Here is a 22,705-nt window from a genome sequence, read left to right on the forward strand (position 1 = left end):
CTGTTACAAGGAATTCTTTCCATTTGAGTAAATGGAAAAATTTGAGTGGAGATATTTATTCATATTATAGCTTTCAAAATGAACTGTGTATAGATTTTTTGACATGAAGCATACATAATGCGATCGAAAGTAGTAGTTGAGTTTGCTGTGTACATTTATAATACGCTTTCAATCTTGTTATTTGGATTTGGTTGCTGAAAAATAATAAGAAAAAGGAATTTAGAGTCAGGTGCGAGTCACTAAATATGACATTTAATTTTAAATGAAAGGTTATTTTTAAAGGTTAAGTGATTCTATGTACTGCCCCTCAATTTGTCCACACCATTAAGAATCTTCTGAATAATACTATAAGAAGGACTGAATGAATCAAAGGAGGGTGATGAAATGGCTATTCTATCAACTGGCCCCATAGAGAATAATATTTCAGGGATAACGGGTATCCGACCTACTCAATCCGTCACGGTCAAAATTGATAACCGGAATGAGACAGAAATGTTCACGGTGCTTCTTCAGGGCTATTACCTTAATGGAGTCAGAACATTATATGTAGAAGAACTGCTCAATGTATCACCTAATCAGGTCATAACCAAAGATTATGATGGGAATTTTGACGCTTTCGAGTTTGTATTTTCAACCTCAGACACGGCTGCTCCGGAAGCACAAATATCCGTATGGGGCAAAGGTACTGAAGACGAGTTAGTCGCAGCTCACCGATTGGTATCTCAGGAGTTGTTGGGAGAGACACAGAGTACAACGGGAAAAGGTTTATCCTCATATGCATATATTTTTAATACTTCAGCTCAGACTGTTGCTACCGAAGCTGACATAACCTTTGACAGTAACCAAAATCTTACGAATATTACTCATACACCTAATACCGCTGAGATTATTATTGGCAATGCCGGGGACTACGCGGTATTTTTCATCGTTGCAGGTGTACAGGCGAACCAATTCACCCTTTATCAAAACGGAGCCCCTGTAGGGGGCAGTGTCTATGGTAGCGGTGCTGGTACCCAACCCAATCCGGGAATGGTCATTATCACTGCTGCATCAAGTGATGTACTGACATTACGGAATCATTCCAGTGCATCAGAAGTTGATCTGCAAACCCTGGCAGGTGGAACACAGATCAATGCCAATGCCTCTATACTAATTCAACAATTAAGTGGTTAAACTTTTCGTGTTTGTAATTGTAATTAATAAACGGATGTGTCCAGAAAAATAGACATTTAAAATTGAGGATGCTAATTTTTTAGACATTAAGAGATGAATCGGAGCGAAGAAAAATAGGATGCTCTGATATGGTGTTCGTCCAGAAAAAACCATGTGCCCTGAAAGAGAGTGGCAGCATGGTTTTTATTTTGTCTTTGTTCATTTATATATTGATTCAGCTGAGGTAACTAGCGAAACATATTCTTAACGACCATCCAGAGATTAGCCGGTTTTTCGGCCAAACGGCGGGTATAGTACGGATACCACATGGTGCCATAAGGCACGTAACAGCGAATTCGATAGCCTTCTTTAGCGAGACGTTCCTGTTCGCTCATGCGCAGACCATATAACATCTGAAATTCAAAAGCATCCGGCGAAATTCCACGGTCTTTGGCGTATTGTTTGGTCCAGTTAATAATGTGATCGTCATGTGAGGCAACTGCGGTATACACACCCTGATCGAGATGATGACGAATCATCGTTTTGAATTGATGAATGACTTCAGAAGCATTCTGATAGGCAACAGATCCGGGTTCTTTGTAAGCTCCTTTGACCAGACGAAGCCGGATACCTTCCCGAATCATATCGCGCGTATCTTCCTCGGTGCGATGCAGATAGGCCTGCAATACTGTACCTGTATTGTGCAGTCCTTCCGAGTGCAGTCTTCTCACAATGTCCAGCGTCGCTTGTGTAAATGGACTATCCTCCATATCAATTCGGACAAACAAATCATGCAGCTTGGCTTGTGCAGCAACGGTACGGATATTTCGATAACCTTCTTCCGGGTCGAGTGCGAGGCCCATCTGGGTTGGTTTCAGCGAGACGTTGGAGTCTGCTTTCTCACGTGCAATGCCTTCTACCAGTCGTACATACTCATCCCTGTATAATGCCGCCTCGCTCAGGCGGGTGATACCTTCGCCCAGATGATCGAGCGTAGCCATGATGCCTTTGTTGTTGAGGATGCGGATCTCTTCGAGAGCTTCCTCCAGGGTATTGCCTGCAATGAACTTGCCAGCGAGCTTTTTGCCGTATTTGATGGACAGGTTCTCTACGGCTTTGTTGCCTGCCACGGTCAACAACGTTTTACGATATATTTCCGTTCCCACGCTCATCTTCGTTTCCTCCTTCAGCATTGCATATCATTTGATCCAACTCAGTTGAATCTTGCTTTTTATCCCTTATAGAAGCAAGAAGTGTGCCAGAACAGCGAAGACCCCGATTTTATTTTCCGAATAAAATATTTCAGTTTCAACCGGAGTTGGCACGGATTTTGCTACATATATTTGGTGATGAGTACCATGCAAATCAATTCAGGCGAGCAGCCAGTGAATCCCACATCCTGAAGGAGGAATCATTTATGAATATCCCTTTTGTTAACGAACCATTCACACCCTTTACGGTCCCGGCGAACCAGGAAGCATTTGAAGACGCACTTCGTCAGGTAGAAGCTGAACTTGGGCGGGAATACCCGATTATTATTGGTGGTCAAAAAATAACAAGTAACCGCACGTTAACTTCCGTGAACCCTGCAGCCAAAAATCAGGTTGTCGGAACCATCCATCAGGCAGATCAGGAATTGGCCGAAAAGGCCATTCAGACAGCAGCGGAGACATTCCACACTTGGAAACATACTGACCCGAATGAACGGGCCCGTTATCTGTACAAAGCAGCCGCCATTATGCGCCGTCGCAAGCATGAATTCTCCGCATGGATGGTCTATGAAGCTGGCAAGACCTGGCCTGAAGCCGATGCGGATACAGCAGAAGCCATTGATTTTATGGAATTCTATGCACGGGATATGCAGCGATTGAGTGAACCACAGCCTCTCGTGCGGATTGCAGGGGAAGATAATGAACTGAGTTATATTCCACTGGGCGTTGGCATTGTCATTCCACCTTGGAACTTCCCGCTGGCGATTATGGCTGGCATGACTTCGGCTGCACTGGTATCAGGCAACACAGTGGTCTTGAAGCCTGCCAGCACAACGCCGGTGATTGCGGCAAAATTCATGGAGCTGCTCGCAGAAGTTGGTCTGCCGGATGGCGTCGTGAACTTTTTACCAGGACCAGGCAGTGAAGTTGGAGATTATCTCGTGGATCATGCGCTCACCCGTTTTATCAGCTTCACCGGTTCCAGAGACGTAGGACTGCGGATTAATGAACGTGCAGCCCGTACCGCTCCGGGTCAGAAGTGGATCAAGCGGGTTATTGCAGAGATGGGTGGCAAGGATTCCATCGTTGTAGATAGTGACAGTGATTTGGAACTGGCGGCAGAGTCCATTACCGCTTCGGCATTTGGTTTCTCAGGACAGAAATGTTCGGCGTGTTCCCGTGCCATTATTCATAAGGATGTATATGATAAAGTATTGCAAAAAGTGATTGAACGGACACAGAAACTGACGATGGGCAGTCCGCTTGAAGTGGGCAGTCAGGTTGGGCCGGTTATCGATGACAAGGCATATGCGAAGATTACGGAATATATTGAAATTGGCAAGACTGAGGGCCGTCTTGTGCATGGTGGGGGTACCGGGAATGTCGAGGGTTATTTCATTGAACCAACCATTATTGCGGATGTCGACCCGAAAGCCCGGATTGCTCAGGATGAGATTTTTGGACCCGTGCTTGCGTTTATCAAAGCAGAATCCTTCCAGGACGCACTGGATATCGCCAACAATACCGACTATGGTCTGACTGGAGCGGTGATCTCGCGTAATCGTGAACATCTGGAACAGGCAAGACGCGAGTACTTCGCGGGTAATCTGTACTTCAACCGGAAATGTACCGGGGCATTGGTAGGCACGCATCCATTTGGCGGGTTTAACATGTCAGGCACGGATTCCAAGGCAGGTGGAAGAGACTATCTGCTGCTGTTTACACAGGCGAAGCTGGTATCGGAGAAATACTAACAGATTAACCATGATCCGACTAAAATCTGCTTACAATCGTTTGAATAGTATGCTATTATCCCAGCAACGCATAAGGAGGGAAACGGATGTTAGGTGTTCAGTTGGTACAGGAACAACGTATTCGGCTGTCCATCACGCCGGAGATGAAACAATCCTTTCATTTGCTAACCATGTCTGGTCAGGATCTGACTCGTTACTTGCAAGATGTAGCGGAGGAAAATCCCGTGCTTGAGTTGGAAGAACAAGCTGCGCCCCTCGCCCGGATTCCGCGGCGAGTGGCGCAGCGCAGATATGCTTCCTACGATCCGCTGCTTCAGGCAAAAGGTGCCGAACCTACATTGGAACAATTGCTGATTGCGCAAATTCGAGTGATGATACTTCCAGACAAATTGGAAAATATGGCAGTATATTTGGCAGGGTGCGTTAATGATGATGGATATCTGACGGTTGAACTGGCAGAGGTACAATCAGTGCTAAAGGTGTCCATGAATGAGATTGCAACAGGACTGGAACTTCTCCAGTCTCTGGACCCCGCTGGTGTAGGTGCTCGGAATCTGCAGGAATGTCTGTTGCTCCAGATCAGACGTGATCCATCGGCTGTTTTGTACGCTGAACGCATGGTGGAAGCGGGATTGGAAGCACTGGTTCCTTTTCATCCAGGAAGAACAGGGAGTCGATTAGGTATGACTTCGCGGGAAGCTCAGACTGCCTATGACTATATTACACGTCTGGACCCCAAGCCTTGCCGATCCATCGGATGTACGGAACGACCGCATTACATTATCCCGGATGCCATTGTCGGGTTGCATAACGGTGAGGCCCACTTCAGTCTGCATGCGGCAGGTAACCCTCATGTATCCATGAATGAAGCATGTTTCCGCTGGATCAGGGATGAGGCTCCAGACGAAATCTGGTCTAACCGAGCGGCAGAGGCGAGGGCTATCATTCGCAGTCTGCACCTGCGGCGCAGAACGTTAATGCGTGTGCTGGCGGCCGTGATGGAAGAGCAGAAGCACTTTTTGGTTGAAGGACCATCCGCGCTAAAACCGCTTAATCACGCTATTATTGCAGAGAAGATTGGCATGCATGAATCAACCATAAGTCGTGCCGTGAACGGTAAATATATAGAAACCCCGCATGGTATATATGAACTCAGAGCTTTTTTTGCCTCGGGAATCGGTACAACGTCAGGGGATAAAACATCAGCGTCAGCAGTGAAACGGAGATTAAAAGAAATTGTTCGCACGGAACAGAGCCATCGGCCACACTCGGACAGTCAATTGGCGACACTACTCGCCGAGGACGGGATTATTATCTCCCGCAGAACAGTCGCCAAGTACCGGGAGGAGCTTCACATTTTGCCTTCCCTTAAGCGTAAACGGTGGGCTTAACGGATGCATATTATCATCTCCGAATAGAAGAACCCCCGCAAGCCGGATGAACGGTGTGCGGGGGTTCTTTGTGATGTTATTCGTGTTTGATTTTCTGCCTTCCCTGCAATTGATCCTTACAACCCTACAAACGTTCCATATTACGCAGGAAGTGTTCTCCGGCAATACCTGGCGTGGTCATCTGCTCCGGATGAAGAATCTCTTCCAGTTCTTCCGGTGTCAGCAGTCCGCGTTCCAGAATGATCTCCTGCAAGGTAAGTCCAGTCTTGAGAGCTTCCTTCACGATGGAAGCTGCCACATTATAACCTAAGTGCGGGTTCAACGCCGTAACCACACTGAAACTTTGCTTCATGATTAATTCGCAGCGCTCACGGTTGGCTTCCATCTCTTCCACCGCATAACGCGTGAAGACATCAATACCGTTATTCATGATTTTCAGCGATTGCAGCAAGTTGAACGCAATAACTGGGCCCATAACATTCAGCTCGAATTGACCGGCTTCACACGCCATACAGATTGTATGGTCGTTCCCCATCACCTGGAAGGATACCTGGTTAATGACTTCTGCCATAACCGGGTTCACTTTACCTGGCATGATAGAGGAACCTGGCTGACGCGGTGGCAGGCGTAATTCATTGAATCCTGCACGCGGACCTGAAGCCATCATACGAATATCATTACAGATTTTGGACAGGCTGACCGCACATACCTTCAACGCCGCAGAAAGTTCCAGATAGGCATCCGTGTTCTGCGTGGCATCCACAAGATCTTCTGCTGTCTGTAGTGGTAGTCCGGTAACATCAGACAGGTGCTCCGTAACCTTGATGATATATTCGGGTTTCGCATTGAGCCCTGTACCTACCGCAGTTGCGCCCATGTTAATCGTAAGCAGGCGACGATTGGCGAATTCAAGACGCTCGATATCCCGTCCGATTACGCGGGCATATGCTCCGAATTCTTGTCCAAGGCGAATAGGCACGGCATCCTGAAGATGGGTACGGCCTACTTTGACCACATCGTTGAATTCCTCTTCTTTTTTACGGAACGCATCCTGTAGTCTTTTCATCGTAGCCAGTAACGTCTCGGACAGTCGATACGCGGCAATACGCAATGCTGTAGGAACCACGTCATTGGTGGATTGGGACATGTTCACATGATTATTGGGATTGCAGTGGAAGTAATCTCCTTTGCTCTGCAATAACAGTTCGAGTCCGCGATTGGCTAGAATTTCGTTCATATTCATATTCATGGAGGTGCCTGCACCGCCCTGAATGGAGTCCACAATAAAATGATCCAGATGATGGCCTTTCATCATTTCTTCAGCAGCCATGACGATGACATCGCCAATTTTGCTTGGTAGCATTTTTAGCTCCATATTGGTAACTGCCGCAGCCTTTTTCACCGCAGCCAGAGCTGTGATCAGCTCCCGGTGTACCGGAACGCCGGTAATCGGGAAGTTCTCCACGGCCCGCACCGTCTGAATGCCGTAATAGGCATAAGCCGGAATTTCTTTTTCACCGATAAAATCTTTCTCCGTCCTTGTGGACATAGTAGACATTTCGTTCGCCTCCAGTGGCATCCAATAAATAGGTCAGCTCCGGCATTGCCGAAGCGCACTCAGTATATCATTTAAGCAAAATGGATGCCAAGCTAAATCATTTCGTCTGATTTGCCGATAATAATTTAAATTAGGGATTTGTTTTACACGTAGTTAATCATTAAAGGGGGCTGAAAAGCTTGTCTTATTCATTATGCACTACATGATAGAGAAGTCATGCATGAACCATAAACAGGGAGTGGATAGAACGTTTTCAGTGATGTATGTCACATGATATTTGGTACATGATTGGTAAAATAGGAAAAAAGGACTACGAGGTGTGAATATGAAATGGACTTTAGGCGCAAAGACAGTCGCGGGTTTGGTACTGATTTCTATTATTACGTACGGAACTAGCGGCTTTTTTATATTTTTCCTCCAGGACTGGCTCTCATTTAACATGCCAAGCTGGTTGTATATCTCCATCATCCTTGTTATGGGGGTGTGTTGGAACGGGATTTTGGGGTGGTTCGCCTCTCGCTGGCTGACTCGTCCGATTGTTCATCTGTCTCGTGCGGCACAACAAGTGTCATCCGGAGATCTGACAACGGAGATTCCACAGCGGCGTACACAGGATGAACTTACAGTATTATATGATGCTTTTCGTGTAATGGTTTCTAATCTCAGAAGTATTGTAAACGATATCGCGGACAGTACACGGACCACATCACAGAACGCCCAGTCGCTTAGTGAAGCGATTACCCAAGCTGCGGAGCAGATCGAGATGATGTCGGACGCGGTGGATCATATTGCGGTGGGCGTAGAAGAGCAGAAGGTTACTTCCCATCAGTCTCTGATTACTGCGGATGAGATGTTGAATGATTTCCAACGTATGCATAGCCAGTCGATGGGCATGACAGAGATGTCCGGTCAGATGGAACGATCCGTGGATCACACCAAGCAGACCTTCTCATCCCTGATGAAAGGAATGGACGAGCTGGCCGAGTCGCACAATCGTTCTCGTGACATTATGCTGTTGCTGGAGAAGGAAGCCTCCGATATCGAGGTAATTACCCAGTCTGTCAAAAATATTGCTGAGGAAACAGGGCTGCTTGCCCTGAATGCTTCCATTGAGGCTGCACGAGCTGGCGAAGAAGGTTCAGGTTTTGCAGTCGTGGCGCAGCAGATCCGTAAGCTGGCAGACGAGAGCAAGGAATCGGTACATCGTATTAATGAGCTGATCAGTCGTGTGCAGCAACGGATCAGGGAGACAGCACAACTGTCTCATGAGCAGCATGGTCTGGTGGTTAATGAATCTGAACGGACCATCTCTGTGGATCAGACCTTGCATGAACTGACAGGCACGGTGGAAGTATTTATGAAGGGTGCACATGATATCGGTTCCAAGATTGCAGAACAGACAGGCCGCGTGGAGCAAACGCACGGTCATGTGAAGAAGATCCAGGGGAAAGCCGGATCGTTCTCGGATGAGGCAAGACGAATCATGGATGCCGCACACGAAGAGACAGCCATCATGGAGGAGATTTCCTCCTCGGCTGAAGAACTGAGACAGTTAACGGATCGATTAATGGACAAAACCAAAGCATTCCGGATGCAGCCTTGAGCTGTGTTCGGATTTTTTTTTGCTATTTGAGAATAATTTGCCCTTGGAAATTTGCTTATTCTGGTTAAAGCCGAACGTTCTTTCGTGAAAAGAGAAATATGTAAAGATTTTTTTTGAAAGATTAACAAATTCGCAACTTGCAGGCGATAAATGAAGATATAATAGGATTATCACAACAGAAGAAGGAGCCCAGTATATTGAAAACTTGGACAGGTATCCTGCTGATGATTATTTTGGCGGTAGCTACGATTAGTACAACTTCAGCTGCCAGAACCATGAATGAATCGCAAAAACAGCTTAATATAGATGATCAATCCAGCCAGACCGCAGCGGTTGAGGCTTCCAATATAGATAAAATGCATGACACAGCGAATACAATGCAAGAATCGATTCCCGTTAAAGAGCAGTACGTTTCGGTTGCACCAGAGAATGAGAACATCAGATTATACCCTATGAAAGTTGAGGGTTCAGGATATATATATAACGGAATGATTTTGGAAGTGGACGGCAAGACGCGAGAATTTAGTGATTGGCAGGGAGAAGGCGGATCTTACAAGCCCGAAGTACACGAGCTGGATCTGAACGGAGACGGCCAGAAAGAGATTGTTGTTTTGTACACGGAAGGTCATGGGACAGGTATTTATTTGGGACAAGCCCGTATTATTGATCCGGTAACGCTGGAAGAGATGAAGATGCAATCTCTGGATGAGATCGTGAAGCAGCATGTGCAGTCGAAGGTTACGGTTAGAACAGACCGTGTGGATGTTGATGTCGTTGTTGATGGCGTTCAAGCAGAGCCTTCACGGATCGATGAAGACACGAGTGGTGGCGTATATAACGAAGAATTGGGATTTGGTGGAGTAACGTATTACAGCGTGGAGAATGGTCAGCTTGTCGTATCAGCTGCAGGATCTTACGGTGTGGCTTTATATGCTGGCGATCTGACATTTGCTTATGAATATGTGGATGGCGAGTGGAAGGCTACGGATTTGAAATACAGCATGGAAATATATGAAGAAGAATATTACGAATCCTTTGATTGATATGTAGTGAACAGTTGAACAAAATATCTCCCTTTCTGCCTTTACGGACAGTGGGGAAAAGGGCGAGGCTGAAAAAAATCGTGACATACAGCCTCGTTTTGTGCTGCCCAAAGATAGGAAATGTGTACTAAAAATGCAGGAAACAATTGACATGATCACTTTAGTCGTTTAATTGTATAAAGGATAACTCATTTAATGTTCAGGAGGGATTTTGATGAAGAAGAAGGTTGTACTGGGTTTAATGGTAGGCACATTAACGCTTGGGATCGGAACAGGTGCACTCGCAGCAACAGGGCTGGAACAGATTAAAGCCTATCTGAACAGCAAGATTACGTTGAAAATGAATGGTGCTACCGTGACAGCCAAAGATGCAAATGGCAAAACGGTGTTGCCCATCACGTACAATGGAACGACTTATTTGCCTGTGCGTGCCGTGGGTTCATTGCTCGGGACAGAGATTACTTATGACAGTGCAACCTCTTCGGTGTTGATCGGCGGTACTAACGGATCAGCACCATCTGAGACCAATAAACTGACACTCAGTTCACTTGGAACATCCGTGCTGGGGACATCCGCATGGCATACCAAAGATCCTGCGGAGACTACTTACAAAGGCAAGGATTACAAAGATGTATATCTGCATACGGATTCGGTGAAGCAAGGGGATGACTTCCAGATCATGACGGGCAAAAAGTACTCTTCCCTGCATCTGGAACTGGCCGCTCTTAAAGGTAATCAGGAGATACAGGTAATCAACCAGGACAATACGGTTCTTAAAAAGCTAAGTATAGCGCCGGGAAGCGGCTTGGTAAGCCTGGACGTGGATGTATCAGGCACTGAAGCTGTTTTTGTTGAGATTGTTTCAGAAGATCCAGATTCATCGCTGTTTGTGCCGCTTACAACATCGTATTTGGTTAAATAAAATAGACGTAATAAAAAAACGATTATCAACGATGATGTTGCTGGACCAAGTCCATAACACACATTGTGATAATCGTTTTTATGTTTATTCAGTACATACTGCGTGGGTCATGTGAAATTAGCGGATGACGGTGTCCAGCGGTTTAAGATTAGCTTCAATCTCGGCACGACGACCTTCGAGGAATGGCGGCAAGGCAAGTGATTCTCCCAGATGTGCCAATTCTTCGTCTGTGTCAAAGCCAGGGCCATCGGTTGCCAGCTCGAACAGAATACCGTTCGCTTCACGGAAATACAGGGAGCGGAAGTAGAAGCGGTCTACAAAACCGGAATTCGGGAATTGGAAGTTATGAACGCGTTCCACCCATTGTCTCAGCTCTTCTTCATTATCCACACGGAACGCAACATGGTGCACGCTGCCACGTCCAGGACGTTCTTGGGCAAGATCATTCCGCTCTTCAACATGCACCTCGGAGCCGCTGCCACCTTCGCCTGATTCAAAGACCAGTACATCAGGTTGGCCTGGAGTAAAGGCAGGGTAGCTTCCTTTTGCTCTGAAACCAAGCAGTTGGGTAAGAACCGGAGCAGTAAGAGAGGCGTCTTTTACCGTAAGATGGATGGGGCCGAGACCTACAATGCCATACTCGGCAGGTACAGGGCTCTGATCCCATGGTTTACCACCAGCGACACCTGTATTGTTTTCATCCGAGACCAGAATCAGACGTTGTCCTTCAAAGTCCGTGAATGAGAGCGTGGCGCGACCTCCCCGTTCAACAATCTCTCCATGATCAACTTCGAATTCGTCAAAACGCTGCTGCCAGTACGTAAGTGCCGCATCACTTGGCACACGCAGTGACGTTGCTGAAATGCTGTTCACGCCTTCACGAGTCTGTCCTGCCATCGGAATTTCGAAGAAGGTAAGCTCAGTACCCGGATTGCCTTTCTCGTCGCCATAGAAGAGATGGTAGACGGACACATCGTCCTGGTTGACTGTTTTCTTGATCAGGCGCAGACCCATGATATTGGTGTAGAAACGATAGTTCTGATCGGCATGGGCTGTTAGGGCGGATACGTGGTGAAGTCCTTTGATTTGCATAATAATTCCTCCTAGTTAGGTTATACGTTCAACAAAGGATGTTGAACATTTTTTGAGTTTATTTTAATTTATTCTTTATTAAGAAAGTTACTAACTTTTAGTTTGTTTTGGTTCTGAAATTATCTTAACATAAAGATATTTAAATTACAATCCTTATTTAGAATTCCAACTGGACAGCTCTTTCATTCAATGGCAAAATGAAAAAGTTAACATTAAAGAGAGATAATGTTGGTGAGATGATCGCAAAGGAGAGAAGAGATGCATGGCGTATCCACCATGGCTGGACCCTTATGATGCAGAGCCGTTTATTCTATTCTCCACTTCACATATCGTTTCCATTAGCTTAATTACAGTATTGATTCTCCTGATGTTTTTGCTTCGACACCATCTTCGGTCATGGTCAGAGAGGGCACGCCGCACACTGCGAATTGTTCTAGCCTGTATCATGTTTGCTTGTGAAATCGTGTTGCAACTCTGGTATGTGTATGGAGGGATATGGAGCCTACAGACGTCACTGCCACTTGAACTGTGTAGCCTGTCTCTACTATTATCGGCGTTATTACTACTGACACGCAGTCGACTGTTACATTCTGCACTGTTATTCGCAGGCATCGCAGGAGCCCTTATGGCGATTCTGACGCCTAATCTGGGCTATGGTTATGCACATTTTCGATTCATTCAATTTTTCGTTGCTCATGCCTGTATCATTCTGGCTTTACTATACATGACCTGGGTAGAACAGCTGCGACCTAGCTGGAGATCTGTAGCAGGTTCGATGATATTTGTGAATGTGGCAGCACTAATCGTATACGTTGTAGATGTCATGCTTGACGCGAATTACATGTTTTTGAGATACAAGCCGAGTACACCCTCGGTGCTGGATATGTTAGGTCCGTATCCCATGTACATCCTTGGGGAAGAGATACTGGCGCTAGTCTTGTTCTCGCTGATGTACATTTTGCTCTTTGCCATTCCAGACCGGTTCAACCATCGTGTGAAAAAAGGTAAAAGCTCCGCAGTATAGGGATAATCCTTGTAGTTGCGCTGCGCCGGAATATGAACTTTTCATAAATAAAACATCCCGCAGTAATCTGACCGGATCAGATCGCTTGCGGGATGTTTGGGCGTTGTCCCTGCATTAGGCCGGGCCAACTTATATTTATATATTTATCCACGGAGCAGAGATTCCGCACCATCCACGTAGATTCGTGTACCTGTAACATGAGAGGCTTCATCGGAGGCCAGGAACAGAACGAGGTTCGCCACTTGCTTCGACGTTCCAGGTTCGCCCTTGAGCGGATGTTCATGACCCTCAGGGAATTCAACAGGAATCTGTACTTCTTTCAGATCATCGGACGGATAGGTGTTATCATCGATGTTGGTATCGATGGCTCCTGGGCAGACGGCGTTTACACGGATCTTGTAACGAGCCAGCTCCAGTGCAGCCATCTTCGTAAACGCAGTTTGTCCCGCTTTGCTGGAAGCGTATGCAGAGAATCCAATTCCTGAGAAGACCCTGTTACCGTTGATGGAACTAGTGATAATGATGCTGCCGCCATGTTCTTTCAGATGGGGGATGGCATATTTGACGGTTGCGAAGGTTCCGCGCATATTGATCTCCATCGTCTGATCCCAGTCCTCGATTTCCATCGTTTCAATGGGAGCCATCGTTCCGTTGATGCCAGCATTCGCAAATATGATATCCAGTTTACCGGCTTCAGCCGCGGCCTGATTGATTGCCTTTTGCACATTATCCGGTTTGGAGATATCACATTCGATCACATACGCTTCGCCGCCAGCCTTTTCAATCGTCTGCTTTGTTTCCTCCGCATTTTCGGGTGTACGATCCAGCATGTATACTTTGGCTCCATGCTCGGCGAAACGAATGGCGGTAGCCTGACCAATACCCGATCCACCTCCGGTTACGATCGCCACTTTGCCTTCCAAACGTTGTTCAGTCATCTCTGATCCCTCCATCGTATAGATTATCGTTGTACCTTCTACTTCTACATACCCGGCTCAAGACTGGTGAATCAATATGTGTCTATATCAAAAAAACAGGACCGCAACGCGGCCCTGTTCTGGGAGCAGATCATCTTCATGATTTGTCTGCTGTAATATTATTTTGGCATGTGGATGGGCAGAAACTCCCTCAGGTCATGCCCGATACTTACTTATGTTTTTTCCAGTCCATTGCGCTGTTATTGAGCAAATATTCGAAGTCGTTATCCCGGCGCTTTTGCTCCGCTTGGCGAGCTTCTTCGGCTTGCTGACGTTCCTGCTCTTTAACTGCCGCCTCGGCAGCCTTTGCCTCATCTGCCTGAGCTTTCAGCTTCTCAAGCACATCACTGCTAAGCAGATCTTTCAGTGTTGTGGGTTTATCCTGTGCTACTGCTGCTTTGGGAGCAGGAGTGCGTTTTTTGGATTTTGCCATAGGAAAATCTCCTTTCCAAACATGAATCAGGTTCCATTTATCGTACAGTAGTCATAGTATATCAGGTTCCCGGAATTCATTCCATGAATCTGCGGAACAAAAGCAGGAAAACGTCGCATGCGTGACGAATGAAAACGGGTATAAAATCATATACTATTACCGATACTGCGACTATTCCCTGGAGAAAGGAGTCGTTGTTCGTGGAAGTAAACCGTAGTTTACTGAAAGGGCTTGCATGGGGCGTTGCCTTTAGCTGCCCGTTATGGATTGCGATTATCGGCTGGTTACGTTTGATGGGATGGATGTATTGAGGATGATGCCGGAAGAGGTCTTTTTTTATAAAGTCAGTTATGTAACCGTTATCATTAAATTCAATAAATAAAGCTCTGCCTTGCGACACTCGCATAGGACAGAGCTTTTGTTTGTTTAGTGTTCATAAACAAGTCATAACCATGGATGATCATCCGTTTGGCAAGGACGTTAATTAAGGCATTTTTACCGGTTCTGGATACTCCAGACCGTGGGTATCTACCGTAACTTTTTTCATAACTTGATCGGTAACCGGTTTGTCACCTTCACCTATTTCCTGAGCTGCAATACCATCAACGACTTCCAAACCTTCGGTTACTTTACCAAAGGAAGCATAGGCATTATCCAAGTGATCGGCATCCGCCAGCATGATGAAGAATTGGGATCCGGCTGAATCCAGATTATCACCACGTGCCATGGAGATAACCCCACGCGTATGATTCAGATGATTTTTGTGTCCGTTGGATGTAAATTCACCCTTAATGGCATACCCTGGGCCACCTCGACCATTGCCCTCTGGATCTCCACCCTGAATCATGAAGCCGGGAATGACCCGGTGAAAGATCAGACCGTCATAGAAACCCTGGTTGGCCAGTGAAATAAAATTGTTCACCGTATTGGGTGCAATTTCAGGATAGAGCTCAATGACGATTTTCTGTCCATCTGCCATCTCTATGGTAGCTACCGGATTGGGACCCGTTGGTTCCACTGGAGCTGGTGTTTCCGTAGCGCCACTCGAAGGGCGTCCACAACCACTAATGACGATAAGCAGCATCGCGAGAACCAGCGAAACCACTGTGTTTTTTTTCCATCGTAAAGACATGAAAATATTCCTCCTTGCATCTCTGCATTATATATTTTCTCCAAATCATATTTGGATATTTACCCAACTATCATACCGTTTTTGTGGACAGGATGGCAATGCAATACATGTGTTTGTGGTGAACAAGGGATGGTCTTCGTGGAATCATGGGTGTAAAATAAGGAAAATGCTTCCGCATAGGGACGTACGGGTCTGTTCCGTTCGCTCTAATACACGGCAGTCCCGGCGTCAGTAACGGAAAGGGCGTGCGGGTATATGAACTTCTCGTGGAAGCGTAACTTAGTGATATTGTGGATTGGTGTATTTTTTTGCAGCACCGCATATTCGATCTCCATTCCATTTCTGCCCCTGTTCCTAAGTGCTGATCTGGGGGTACGTGATCACCTGGAGTTATGGTCAGGACTGGCTTTTGGTATTACGTTTCTTGCGAGTGCGCTTGTTTCACCGTTCTGGGGCTCGCTGGCTGACAAATATGGGCGCAAGCCCATGCTCATCCGGTCAGGATACAGCCTTGCCGTCTTATATTTAATCAATTATTTCGTGCAGGACCCGTATTCGCTTATTGTTGTTCGATTGTTTCAGGGTCTGCTTGCAGGGTTTGTTCCAGCAGCGATTGCACTGGTAGGTACAAATACACCCGAAGAGAAGACAGGGTATGCACTTGGCATTATGTCTACTGCGGGAGCCACAGGTGGGATTATCGGACCGTTAATCGGTGGCGTGGTGAGCCATTATTATGGGAACCGGAATGCATTTTTGTTTTCGGCTATTGTAGTGTTAGTCTCCGCGATCATCGCAACCTTCTGGGTAAAAGAAGAGAACTTCAACCGGAACAAAGCACGTTCTCATGTCATGGATGACATTCGTGAAGCGAGAGCGAATCGTTTGTTTATGACGGTGCTTGGCATGATGGGCATATGTACGTTCTCCGTCATGATTCTGGAGCCACTATTGACGGTCTATGTGATGGAAATGGGCGTTCAGCCTGATCGCGCCTCACTTAGCTCGGGTATTATTTTCTCGGCGGTGGGGGTAGCAACAGTCATCATGGCACCGCGTTGGGGTAAGATTGGTTCAAGGATTGGATACGGTAAAGTGCTGATCATTGGACTGGTTGGTGGGGCTGTAGGCAATCTTCTGCAGTTCTTTACAACAGGTTATATCGGATTTGGCATACTGCGATTTGTATACGGTTTATTCTTCGCGGCTGTTTTTCCGGCGATTAACGCCATGATTGTGCAGGCTACTGCATCTAGTTTTAGAGGAAGAGCCTTTAGTTTGAATCAGTCCGCTGCCCAGATCGGGACGATGGCGGGTCCGATCATTGGTGGTGTTCTCGGCGGCTGGCTGCCGATTCGCTGGATTTTTATCATTAACGGAGTTGCGCTGTTAATCACTGCGATTGTGGCGAAGTGGTCGGGGTTGGATCACAAACTGCCCGTGGCAAGTAAGGTTTCTGCTAAACAGTGAAGCTGAATTGCGAATAGAAAGTGAACTAAAAAGAACGAAAAAGATGACGCTGTTGTTACAGACGTCATCTTTTTTAAGTCTACTACGGATCTATATAAGTTGAACTAATCTTTTACACGAGAACGTAGAGGACAGAAATAATCTGAAGAAACGAAGTGCTCGCCTTTATCCCCAGATTATTACCTTTGAAAAAAGAATCAAAAAATCTGGGGATAACAGCGATCAGAAGGTTATTCTGTCAAAGGAGTGGCAAGTGTAAATACTCTTCAGTTCACTTTTTATAGGGATTATTTATTGATCATCCGAAGAGGGCTTACGGGATGCCTTCTCTTTAGGAATGGCATGCTCCACCGCATCACGTTGATCCTCATCCTCAAGCGCTTCGGGGAAGGAGTCCTCAGTGAACAGTCCGAAGTCCGGGTCAATGTCCCGTTCGGTCACGAGATTATCCGGTTCATGCACATGCTTGTGGTGATCTTCCTTCATCGTATATGCACCTCCTCATTCAGGATGTCATCACAGCCGTTAGCGTCGCGGTGGAATGTCGTTCTCCGGTTTGGCATCCGCACCAGCACCATTGAGCAGATCGGTACCATGCAATGCATCCGGATCGGGTGCAGCAGGATCAACCGGACTGTTGGGTTGCAGAAGATCTGCATCCGGTACGGATTCGAGCGGTGTCTCAGCCAAACGTGAATCCAATTCCGGCTCGTCCACAGCGGTTGCGGCTACGGGTGCCAGATCCGAATCTTCCGTTACAATCCGTCTGCCGGAAACTTCGTCAAAGGTATCCATATCGCCTTCCGGAACTTCCGTCTCTGGTGGAATATCGCGGGACCTCTGATAACGGTCATAATAGCGGTCACTCTCTTCATTACTGATCGGTTTGTCAGACATGAGTAGCACTTCCTTTCATCTCGGTTTCTCAAAAGCTTCTTACCCCGTAGTTACCCAAAGCGCTAACGTTGTAATCTTGCACAGGTTATTATCCCCGGGTGTTTGCTACGATATGAATGCCTTAGAATTTGGGAAATACATACTTGACCAAGAAGTATAAGAATCCAAAAAAGATAATGATATACGCGGCATATTTAATAAATGTGGAAGCGACCATACTTGAATCCGATTTATGCTGAACATCCTTATGTTCCACCTCAACCGTACGATGTGGCTCATTCATTGGAATCATCTCCTTAGGGTGTGTGTTTGCTTTGAGAAACCATTACACCCGAAGCAACGGATTGAATCGCAGCCACCGTTTTTACAGCTTTTCCTGTTTTCCCTATGTTATGATGAAGCTTGAATATGTAAGGGAGGGATGTCAAGTGGACTGGTTCACACTAGGCAATATGATCACACGCATCCGTATCGGGCAAAAGGCGTCCACACCTGGGTTCTCCCGCACCGTCATCCGTCGTCCGGATGGATTGTTTTGGGTAGGCGGGATATGGTCCGGGCAAGTTGTCCAGCTGCGGGATTTCCTTTTTTCCGATATATGGACCATCTATGATGATGAAGAAACAGAGCAGTGGCTTGAATTCCGCAGTCAAGTTGAACAGAAGGAACGTGAAATGATAGAGAATCAGTTCGAAGATCTGCGTGATTGATCGGATGACTTTAACAATAAAATGGAAATAAAACTATAAATCGACTTAAATGTGAATTTCATTTTATCTCAAGAAGGTGACGTGACAAACGGTGGCGAATGATAGATGAGAGAATCTAAGATAGGGAAAATTAGAACTTTGAGGTGCTGTGAATGAAAAATGTGCCCAAAGCTATCGTCATCTTATGGATGAGTGTATTGATTATTCTAGGTATGCCGCACGGGATAGTCTTTGCAACTACAGGAGAGGTTCAGCAGCCTGTATCCATTGCAGGATGGGAAGTAAAATGGGGGAACGTTGACGATCAGGGGTTCATCAGTGAAGTTAAGGGAGCAGATGAGATATGGGAAAGACAGGGTGTCGATAAGTTAGAGTATAGCAATACAGATCGATCGAGTTCCTTATGGACTCGCCTGACCATCCCTGAATTGACTGAGGAAAGTTCAGCCATTCGATTTGAGAACATTAAAGGCAATCATATTGTTATCTATCTGGAGGACCGTAAGGTCTACGAGAACTACCATTACAATTATGATAATAATGCTGTGTTGCTGCCCTTATCCAGTGAAAATTCAGGTGACACGCTCTATGTATGGTCGCAAAATGAGAAAGGCCGTCTGGGCATACAAGGTACCGTTCAGGTTGGACCATATGCCGCTTTACAGGAGAAATATATTCATAACGGGCTTATTGATGTCATCTTGGGTGCGACGTTTGTCTTCACAGCGATTACGATGCTGAGTTGTACGTTTTTCCTGGGCAAATTCCACAAGGGATTATGGATCTCGCTATGCATCGTGATGGGCTCCATCGGCACGATGATCATCACGTACTCGCAATTTTTGTATACATTCTATCAAGTATATGGTGACCTGTATTCGGTCGTATTTGATCTGGCGATGCTGCTGGGTATGCCAGCACTCTGTTATTTCTTTGAGCAGATTATCGGGCCAGGACTGCATGGAATCTTCACCAAACTACGAAAAATACAATTCATATATTCAGTCATCGCGGTATTCTCTCTATTTATCTATGTTACTTCAGGCGGGCAATGGGAGTTCCTCTACAATCTGCTCGTACAGCGTGTAGTTGGCATGGTGCTGGTCATCCTGCTTACAATCCTCTTGGTGGGTACCATCGCCAAAGCGCTGCAACGAAACCGTGAAGCAATGCTGCTTGCGACAGGATTCGGTACATTTGCCTTGATCAGTGTGGCTGAATTGTTGTGGTATTATCAGCGGAGTGGTTCGTATCATCTGTTATGGTGGAAATGGTCAATGGTTGCATTTGTGATCTCGTTGATTGCCATTCTCGGTAGTCGTTTTGCTGAAAAACATACCAAAGTGTTAGAGTACTCCAAAGAACTGGAGTTGTTCAACAATGAGTTGCAGCGATCTGAAAAAATGGAGATTATTAGTGAGCTTGCAGCTTCCGTTGCCCATGAGGTACGTAATCCGCTTCAGGTGACAAGAGGGTTCCTGCAACTTATGACAGAACAGGAAGACAACAAAAATAAGGGGTATGTTCGAATTGCATTGGAGGAACTTGATCGGGCTTCCGGCATCATTACGGACTTTCTTACCTTTGCCAAACCTGAGTTTGACCATATTATCTCGCTCAATATCTCGGATGAATTCAATCATATCGAAGGTATTCTTGTACCGATGGCTAATCTCGAAGGTGGCAAAATCACCACTGACATTCCGCCGGATCTATATATTCGGGGCAATTCCTCGAAGTTCAAGCAGGCTTTTATCAATATTATCAAGAACAGTATTGAAGCTTTGCAGGGACAAGGCCAGATTGATATCTGGGCGTATAAGCAGGATGGAATGATTAAGGTGCATGTCAGGGATAACGGAGAAGGAATGGACGAGGAAGCACTCTCCCGGTTGGGCGAGCCGTATTTTTCCAATAAAATCAAAGGCACAGGCCTGGGCATGATGGTGACTTTCCGCATTGTTGAAGCGATGCAAGGACAGATTAGCTTTACAAGCACCAAAGGGGTAGGAACAGAAGCGGTTGTATCTTTTACCGAGTTCGTCGAATGACGGACTCAGAAGGATACAGCGGCTTTTTTGTTCCTACCCCTGATTTCTTACACTACAAGATTAGCTCGCCCGACTTAACTTCTCCAAGGTCCGCAATTCACATCATAATTTACTTTGGAAGGGTTGGGAGGTATGACAAGAACATAGTCATTCTGCTGTTCCTCAACGGTACGTACCTGAATGTGCTCCGGGATTATGATACCGAAAGCTTCACGAAGCGCCTGCTTCGGATTGGAGTGCAATTGTTGTCTGAAGTGCTCATCACTCCAAGCCTTTTCAATAATATCCTCATGCAACGTTTTCTCTGATACCATCATCGTCAACATTCCCTTCATATTTAAAATTAAACTGAATCAGCTTCATCCTTATGCTCAGGATTCCAACTGTTGCTCGCTGATCCAGTGATGAAACCCGCCTTGGAGGAGCCGTTTCTTCCGTTGTGTAATGTCCTGAACAGCTTGTACCAACGTGCTGCATAAGTAAGAATTAAACGCCTCAAGATGCGATATTCCTAAGTTAGACGATGTTAATGTACGATGATATTGATAAGCAATGTCTACGTAAGAGTTCATGAGTTGTGTATTATATACATTGTCATGTATACGTTCGCTAAGAGGATGAGCGGGATAGTTGTGATTCAGTGCTGCGGATATGTGGGAGAGGTAGCTGTTGTAGTTTCCATGCACAGCATCTTGTTGCGTGTCTGTGAAGTCATCGGTCATCTGGAGTGTCATGAGTGTGATGTTGATGCCAGAACACACCGGGATGATCCGGTCGGACTCTTTCAGCATAAGCAGTGCACCTGTAGCTCCAATGAGCAGAGGGGCTGCTTTTTGCGCAATCAACAAGGGACTCTTTTGAAAATAATCAATGGAATGCTCGCCCGTAACACTCACGGCCCAATCCACTACATATTGTCTGAAATAGATCCAGAACGCGGAGGAAGGATCGAATAATTCCGAGTAAGATTGAAGTGCATCCATGTAATATAGATTACCCACGGATAATTTCCGTGTGGCATCCTCAGGTTGTTCATCCATCACGTCGTCCTGATTCAGAAAATATAACATGTGAATGAGACAGGCTGTACTTAATTGGAGTGCTTTCTCTTGGGGTAGCTTGTCTGAGTGTTGCATCCAAAGTGGAATGATGTACCCGATGTAACTATGTCCCGAATCTCGTAACAGGGGATTAACCGAATGAAGTTGTTCCAATGCATATCCTGACAAGGGTTCGGGATATTTCCGTACGAGTTGTTCCGCTGAAGCAAACACGATCTCCAGATCGGATTTAAACGGATCTAACCATTCTCTCCGCATTATTACATATCGTCCTTCCTGCGATAAGGTGATTCAGGACTGTCCAACTAGATCATGAAGTTACACTCAGTATAGCGGAAATAAACTGAAAAAAATAGGATTTTTTGTGATCAATTGTGAGAAAAATGATGACTTTTTGTATTTTATGGCATAAAAAAGTGGATTTTAGGCTCAAACTAGGGAGGCACAGGATTTCGACATCGGAAAGGCGGCAGAAAAATGAATATGAAATGGAAAACATGGATGGCAGCCGGATTGGCAGCCATAGTCATAACAGCAGGAACTGGGCATGTGGCATTCGCTGATCCAGCACTTCGGGTTGAGGAACATCACGATGCATCTAGATCTTCTTCCTCCGACAAAACAGCGAAGCCATGCATGCAGGCAGGACACGGTTTGTTTATGATCGGTGAAACGGCAGACTTGCTTGGAATCGGTCTTCGGGATCTGAAAGCACAGATGGAGCTGGGCAAGACGTTGTCCCAAATTGCCAAAGAGCGCAAGGGTCTTAGTGAAGAACAGTTATTGCAGAAGTTGAAGCCTACATTGGCGCAGCGTGTGGATCAAGCTGTAGAAGAAGGTTGTCTCACCAAGGAACAAGCAGCAGCCACGAAGGCGGATATGGATACCAAGTTGAAAAAGGTCATCAATACCCCGCTTCGTGATTTGCGGCGTGAATTTGCCCACCATGGCAAACGTTCCATGGTAGATAAGGGCGAAATCGCCCGTTTTATTGGAGTCACACCGGCTCAACTGCACGAGCAGCTTCAGGGAGGGAAATCCCTGGCTGAGATTGCTCAGGCAAAAGGTATTAGCGAAACGCAGCTGGTGGACAAGCTGAAGGAACAATTAACGGGTGATCTGAAGAGATTTGTGAATCAGAAGGGCAACGTGCATCCAGCCCCGGGTCCCCAGGAACCTCTTCCTGGACGATCAACTTCGAGCGAAGTGAAATAAAGAAGAGCG

Annotated in this window: 22 protein-coding genes; 11 read left to right on the forward strand and 11 right to left on the reverse strand. The window is 46.1% G+C overall.

Features of this window, described 5'->3' with window-relative positions:
- Positions 1–384 precede the first annotated feature (384 nt).
- Positions 385–1,173 carry a hypothetical protein gene (locus NYE45_RS05605; RefSeq protein ID WP_340015964.1) on the forward strand — a complete coding sequence of 263 codons (789 nt, stop codon included), beginning with the start codon at positions 385–387 and terminating at the stop codon, positions 1,171–1,173.
- Between the two features lie 227 nt (positions 1,174–1,400).
- On the opposite strand, the gene NYE45_RS05610 is transcribed toward NYE45_RS05605, so the two are convergent.
- Positions 1,401–2,324, reverse strand: a complete 924-nt coding sequence (locus NYE45_RS05610) for a proline dehydrogenase family protein (protein WP_340015965.1) — start codon at positions 2,322–2,324, stop codon at positions 1,401–1,403.
- A gap of 245 nt (positions 2,325–2,569) precedes the next feature.
- On the opposite strand from NYE45_RS05610, the gene pruA reads away from it, so the two are divergent.
- Both pruA and rpoN read left to right on the forward strand, forming a co-directional pair.
- Positions 2,570–4,117, forward strand: coding sequence for an L-glutamate gamma-semialdehyde dehydrogenase (gene pruA, locus NYE45_RS05615; protein WP_340015966.1), 1,548 nt, complete (start codon positions 2,570–2,572; stop codon positions 4,115–4,117).
- 86 nt (positions 4,118–4,203) lie between these two features.
- Positions 4,204–5,508, forward strand: coding sequence for an RNA polymerase factor sigma-54 (rpoN, locus tag NYE45_RS05620; protein WP_340015967.1), 1,305 nt, complete (start codon positions 4,204–4,206; stop codon positions 5,506–5,508).
- Between the two features lie 124 nt (positions 5,509–5,632).
- Here rpoN and NYE45_RS05625 read toward each other — a convergent pair whose 3' ends face one another.
- Positions 5,633–7,066 (reverse strand): aspartate ammonia-lyase, encoded by a 1,434-nt coding sequence (locus tag NYE45_RS05625; RefSeq protein WP_340015968.1) that lies wholly within the window; start codon positions 7,064–7,066, stop codon positions 5,633–5,635.
- 325 nt (positions 7,067–7,391) lie between these two features.
- On the opposite strand from NYE45_RS05625, the gene NYE45_RS05630 reads away from it, so the two are divergent.
- From NYE45_RS05630 to NYE45_RS05640, 3 genes are all read left to right on the forward strand, one after another.
- Positions 7,392–8,669 (forward strand): methyl-accepting chemotaxis protein, encoded by a 1,278-nt coding sequence (locus tag NYE45_RS05630; protein WP_340015969.1) that lies wholly within the window; start codon positions 7,392–7,394, stop codon positions 8,667–8,669.
- Between the two features lie 197 nt (positions 8,670–8,866).
- The gene (locus NYE45_RS05635) at positions 8,867–9,712 is read left to right on the forward strand and encodes a hypothetical protein (protein WP_340015970.1); all 846 of its coding nucleotides are present in this window, start codon (positions 8,867–8,869) and stop codon (positions 9,710–9,712) included.
- Between the two features lie 214 nt (positions 9,713–9,926).
- Positions 9,927–10,634: a hypothetical protein gene (locus NYE45_RS05640; RefSeq protein ID WP_340015971.1), complete on the forward strand. Its 708-nt coding sequence runs from the start codon at positions 9,927–9,929 to the stop codon at positions 10,632–10,634.
- A 117-nt stretch (positions 10,635–10,751) separates the two neighbouring features.
- Here NYE45_RS05640 and NYE45_RS05645 read toward each other — a convergent pair whose 3' ends face one another.
- Positions 10,752–11,726 (reverse strand): ring-cleaving dioxygenase, encoded by a 975-nt coding sequence (locus tag NYE45_RS05645; RefSeq protein WP_062832949.1) that lies wholly within the window; start codon positions 11,724–11,726, stop codon positions 10,752–10,754.
- A gap of 262 nt (positions 11,727–11,988) precedes the next feature.
- On the opposite strand from NYE45_RS05645, the gene NYE45_RS05650 reads away from it, so the two are divergent.
- Positions 11,989–12,750, forward strand: coding sequence for a TIGR02206 family membrane protein (locus NYE45_RS05650; protein ID WP_340015972.1), 762 nt, complete (start codon positions 11,989–11,991; stop codon positions 12,748–12,750).
- 143 nt (positions 12,751–12,893) lie between these two features.
- Here the strand turns inward: NYE45_RS05650 and NYE45_RS05655 are convergent, their stop codons facing one another.
- The 3 genes from NYE45_RS05655 to NYE45_RS05665 form a co-directional block, all read right to left on the reverse strand.
- Positions 12,894–13,688 (reverse strand): SDR family NAD(P)-dependent oxidoreductase, encoded by a 795-nt coding sequence (locus NYE45_RS05655; RefSeq protein WP_036612094.1) that lies wholly within the window; start codon positions 13,686–13,688, stop codon positions 12,894–12,896.
- Positions 13,689–13,896: 208 nt separating this feature from the next.
- On the reverse strand, positions 13,897–14,160 hold the full coding sequence (locus tag NYE45_RS05660; RefSeq protein ID WP_336759184.1) for a YqkE family protein: 264 nt from the start codon (positions 14,158–14,160) through the stop codon (positions 13,897–13,899).
- Positions 14,161–14,644: 484 nt separating this feature from the next.
- Complete coding sequence (locus NYE45_RS05665; protein WP_340015973.1) at positions 14,645–15,292, reverse strand: peptidylprolyl isomerase; 648 nt, start codon at positions 15,290–15,292, stop codon at positions 14,645–14,647.
- A gap of 255 nt (positions 15,293–15,547) precedes the next feature.
- Here NYE45_RS05665 and NYE45_RS05670 point away from each other — a divergent pair, with 255 nt between their 5' ends.
- Positions 15,548–16,762 carry an MFS transporter gene (locus tag NYE45_RS05670; RefSeq protein WP_340015974.1) on the forward strand — a complete coding sequence of 405 codons (1,215 nt, stop codon included), beginning with the start codon at positions 15,548–15,550 and terminating at the stop codon, positions 16,760–16,762.
- 291 nt (positions 16,763–17,053) lie between these two features.
- Here NYE45_RS05670 and NYE45_RS05675 read toward each other — a convergent pair whose 3' ends face one another.
- The 3 genes from NYE45_RS05675 to NYE45_RS05685 all read right to left on the reverse strand — a co-directional run bounded on the left by NYE45_RS05675 (position 17,054) and on the right by NYE45_RS05685 (position 17,942).
- Positions 17,054–17,248, reverse strand: a complete 195-nt coding sequence (locus NYE45_RS05675; protein WP_340015975.1) for a hypothetical protein — start codon at positions 17,246–17,248, stop codon at positions 17,054–17,056.
- A 39-nt stretch (positions 17,249–17,287) separates the two neighbouring features.
- Positions 17,288–17,659, reverse strand: coding sequence for a hypothetical protein (locus NYE45_RS05680; protein WP_145146336.1), 372 nt, complete (start codon positions 17,657–17,659; stop codon positions 17,288–17,290).
- 121 nt (positions 17,660–17,780) lie between these two features.
- Positions 17,781–17,942 (reverse strand): hypothetical protein, encoded by a 162-nt coding sequence (locus tag NYE45_RS05685; protein ID WP_017690239.1) that lies wholly within the window; start codon positions 17,940–17,942, stop codon positions 17,781–17,783.
- 145 nt (positions 17,943–18,087) lie between these two features.
- Here NYE45_RS05685 and NYE45_RS05690 point away from each other — a divergent pair, with 145 nt between their 5' ends.
- On the forward strand, positions 18,088–18,369 hold the full coding sequence (locus NYE45_RS05690; RefSeq protein WP_062832955.1) for a hypothetical protein: 282 nt from the start codon (positions 18,088–18,090) through the stop codon (positions 18,367–18,369).
- 152 nt (positions 18,370–18,521) lie between these two features.
- Entirely contained in the window at positions 18,522–20,420 is a 1,899-nt protein-coding gene (locus NYE45_RS05695) for a HAMP domain-containing sensor histidine kinase (RefSeq protein ID WP_340015976.1), read from the forward strand.
- Between the two features lie 74 nt (positions 20,421–20,494).
- Here NYE45_RS05695 and NYE45_RS05700 read toward each other — a convergent pair whose 3' ends face one another.
- Both NYE45_RS05700 and NYE45_RS05705 read right to left on the reverse strand, forming a co-directional pair.
- Positions 20,495–20,755, reverse strand: a complete 261-nt coding sequence (locus tag NYE45_RS05700) for an NHLP leader peptide family RiPP precursor (protein ID WP_235599343.1) — start codon at positions 20,753–20,755, stop codon at positions 20,495–20,497.
- A gap of 36 nt (positions 20,756–20,791) precedes the next feature.
- Positions 20,792–21,739, reverse strand: a complete 948-nt coding sequence (locus NYE45_RS05705) for a hypothetical protein (RefSeq protein WP_340015977.1) — start codon at positions 21,737–21,739, stop codon at positions 20,792–20,794.
- Between the two features lie 219 nt (positions 21,740–21,958).
- Between NYE45_RS05705 and NYE45_RS05710 the strand changes: the two genes are divergently transcribed.
- Positions 21,959–22,696: a hypothetical protein gene (locus tag NYE45_RS05710; protein ID WP_340015978.1), complete on the forward strand. Its 738-nt coding sequence runs from the start codon at positions 21,959–21,961 to the stop codon at positions 22,694–22,696.
- The last annotated feature ends 9 nt before the right edge of the window (positions 22,697–22,705 follow it).

It is taken from the genome of Paenibacillus sp. FSL K6-1318, from assembly GCF_037976905.1.
GTDB classification, from domain to species: domain Bacteria; phylum Bacillota; class Bacilli; order Paenibacillales; family Paenibacillaceae; genus Paenibacillus; species Paenibacillus amylolyticus_A.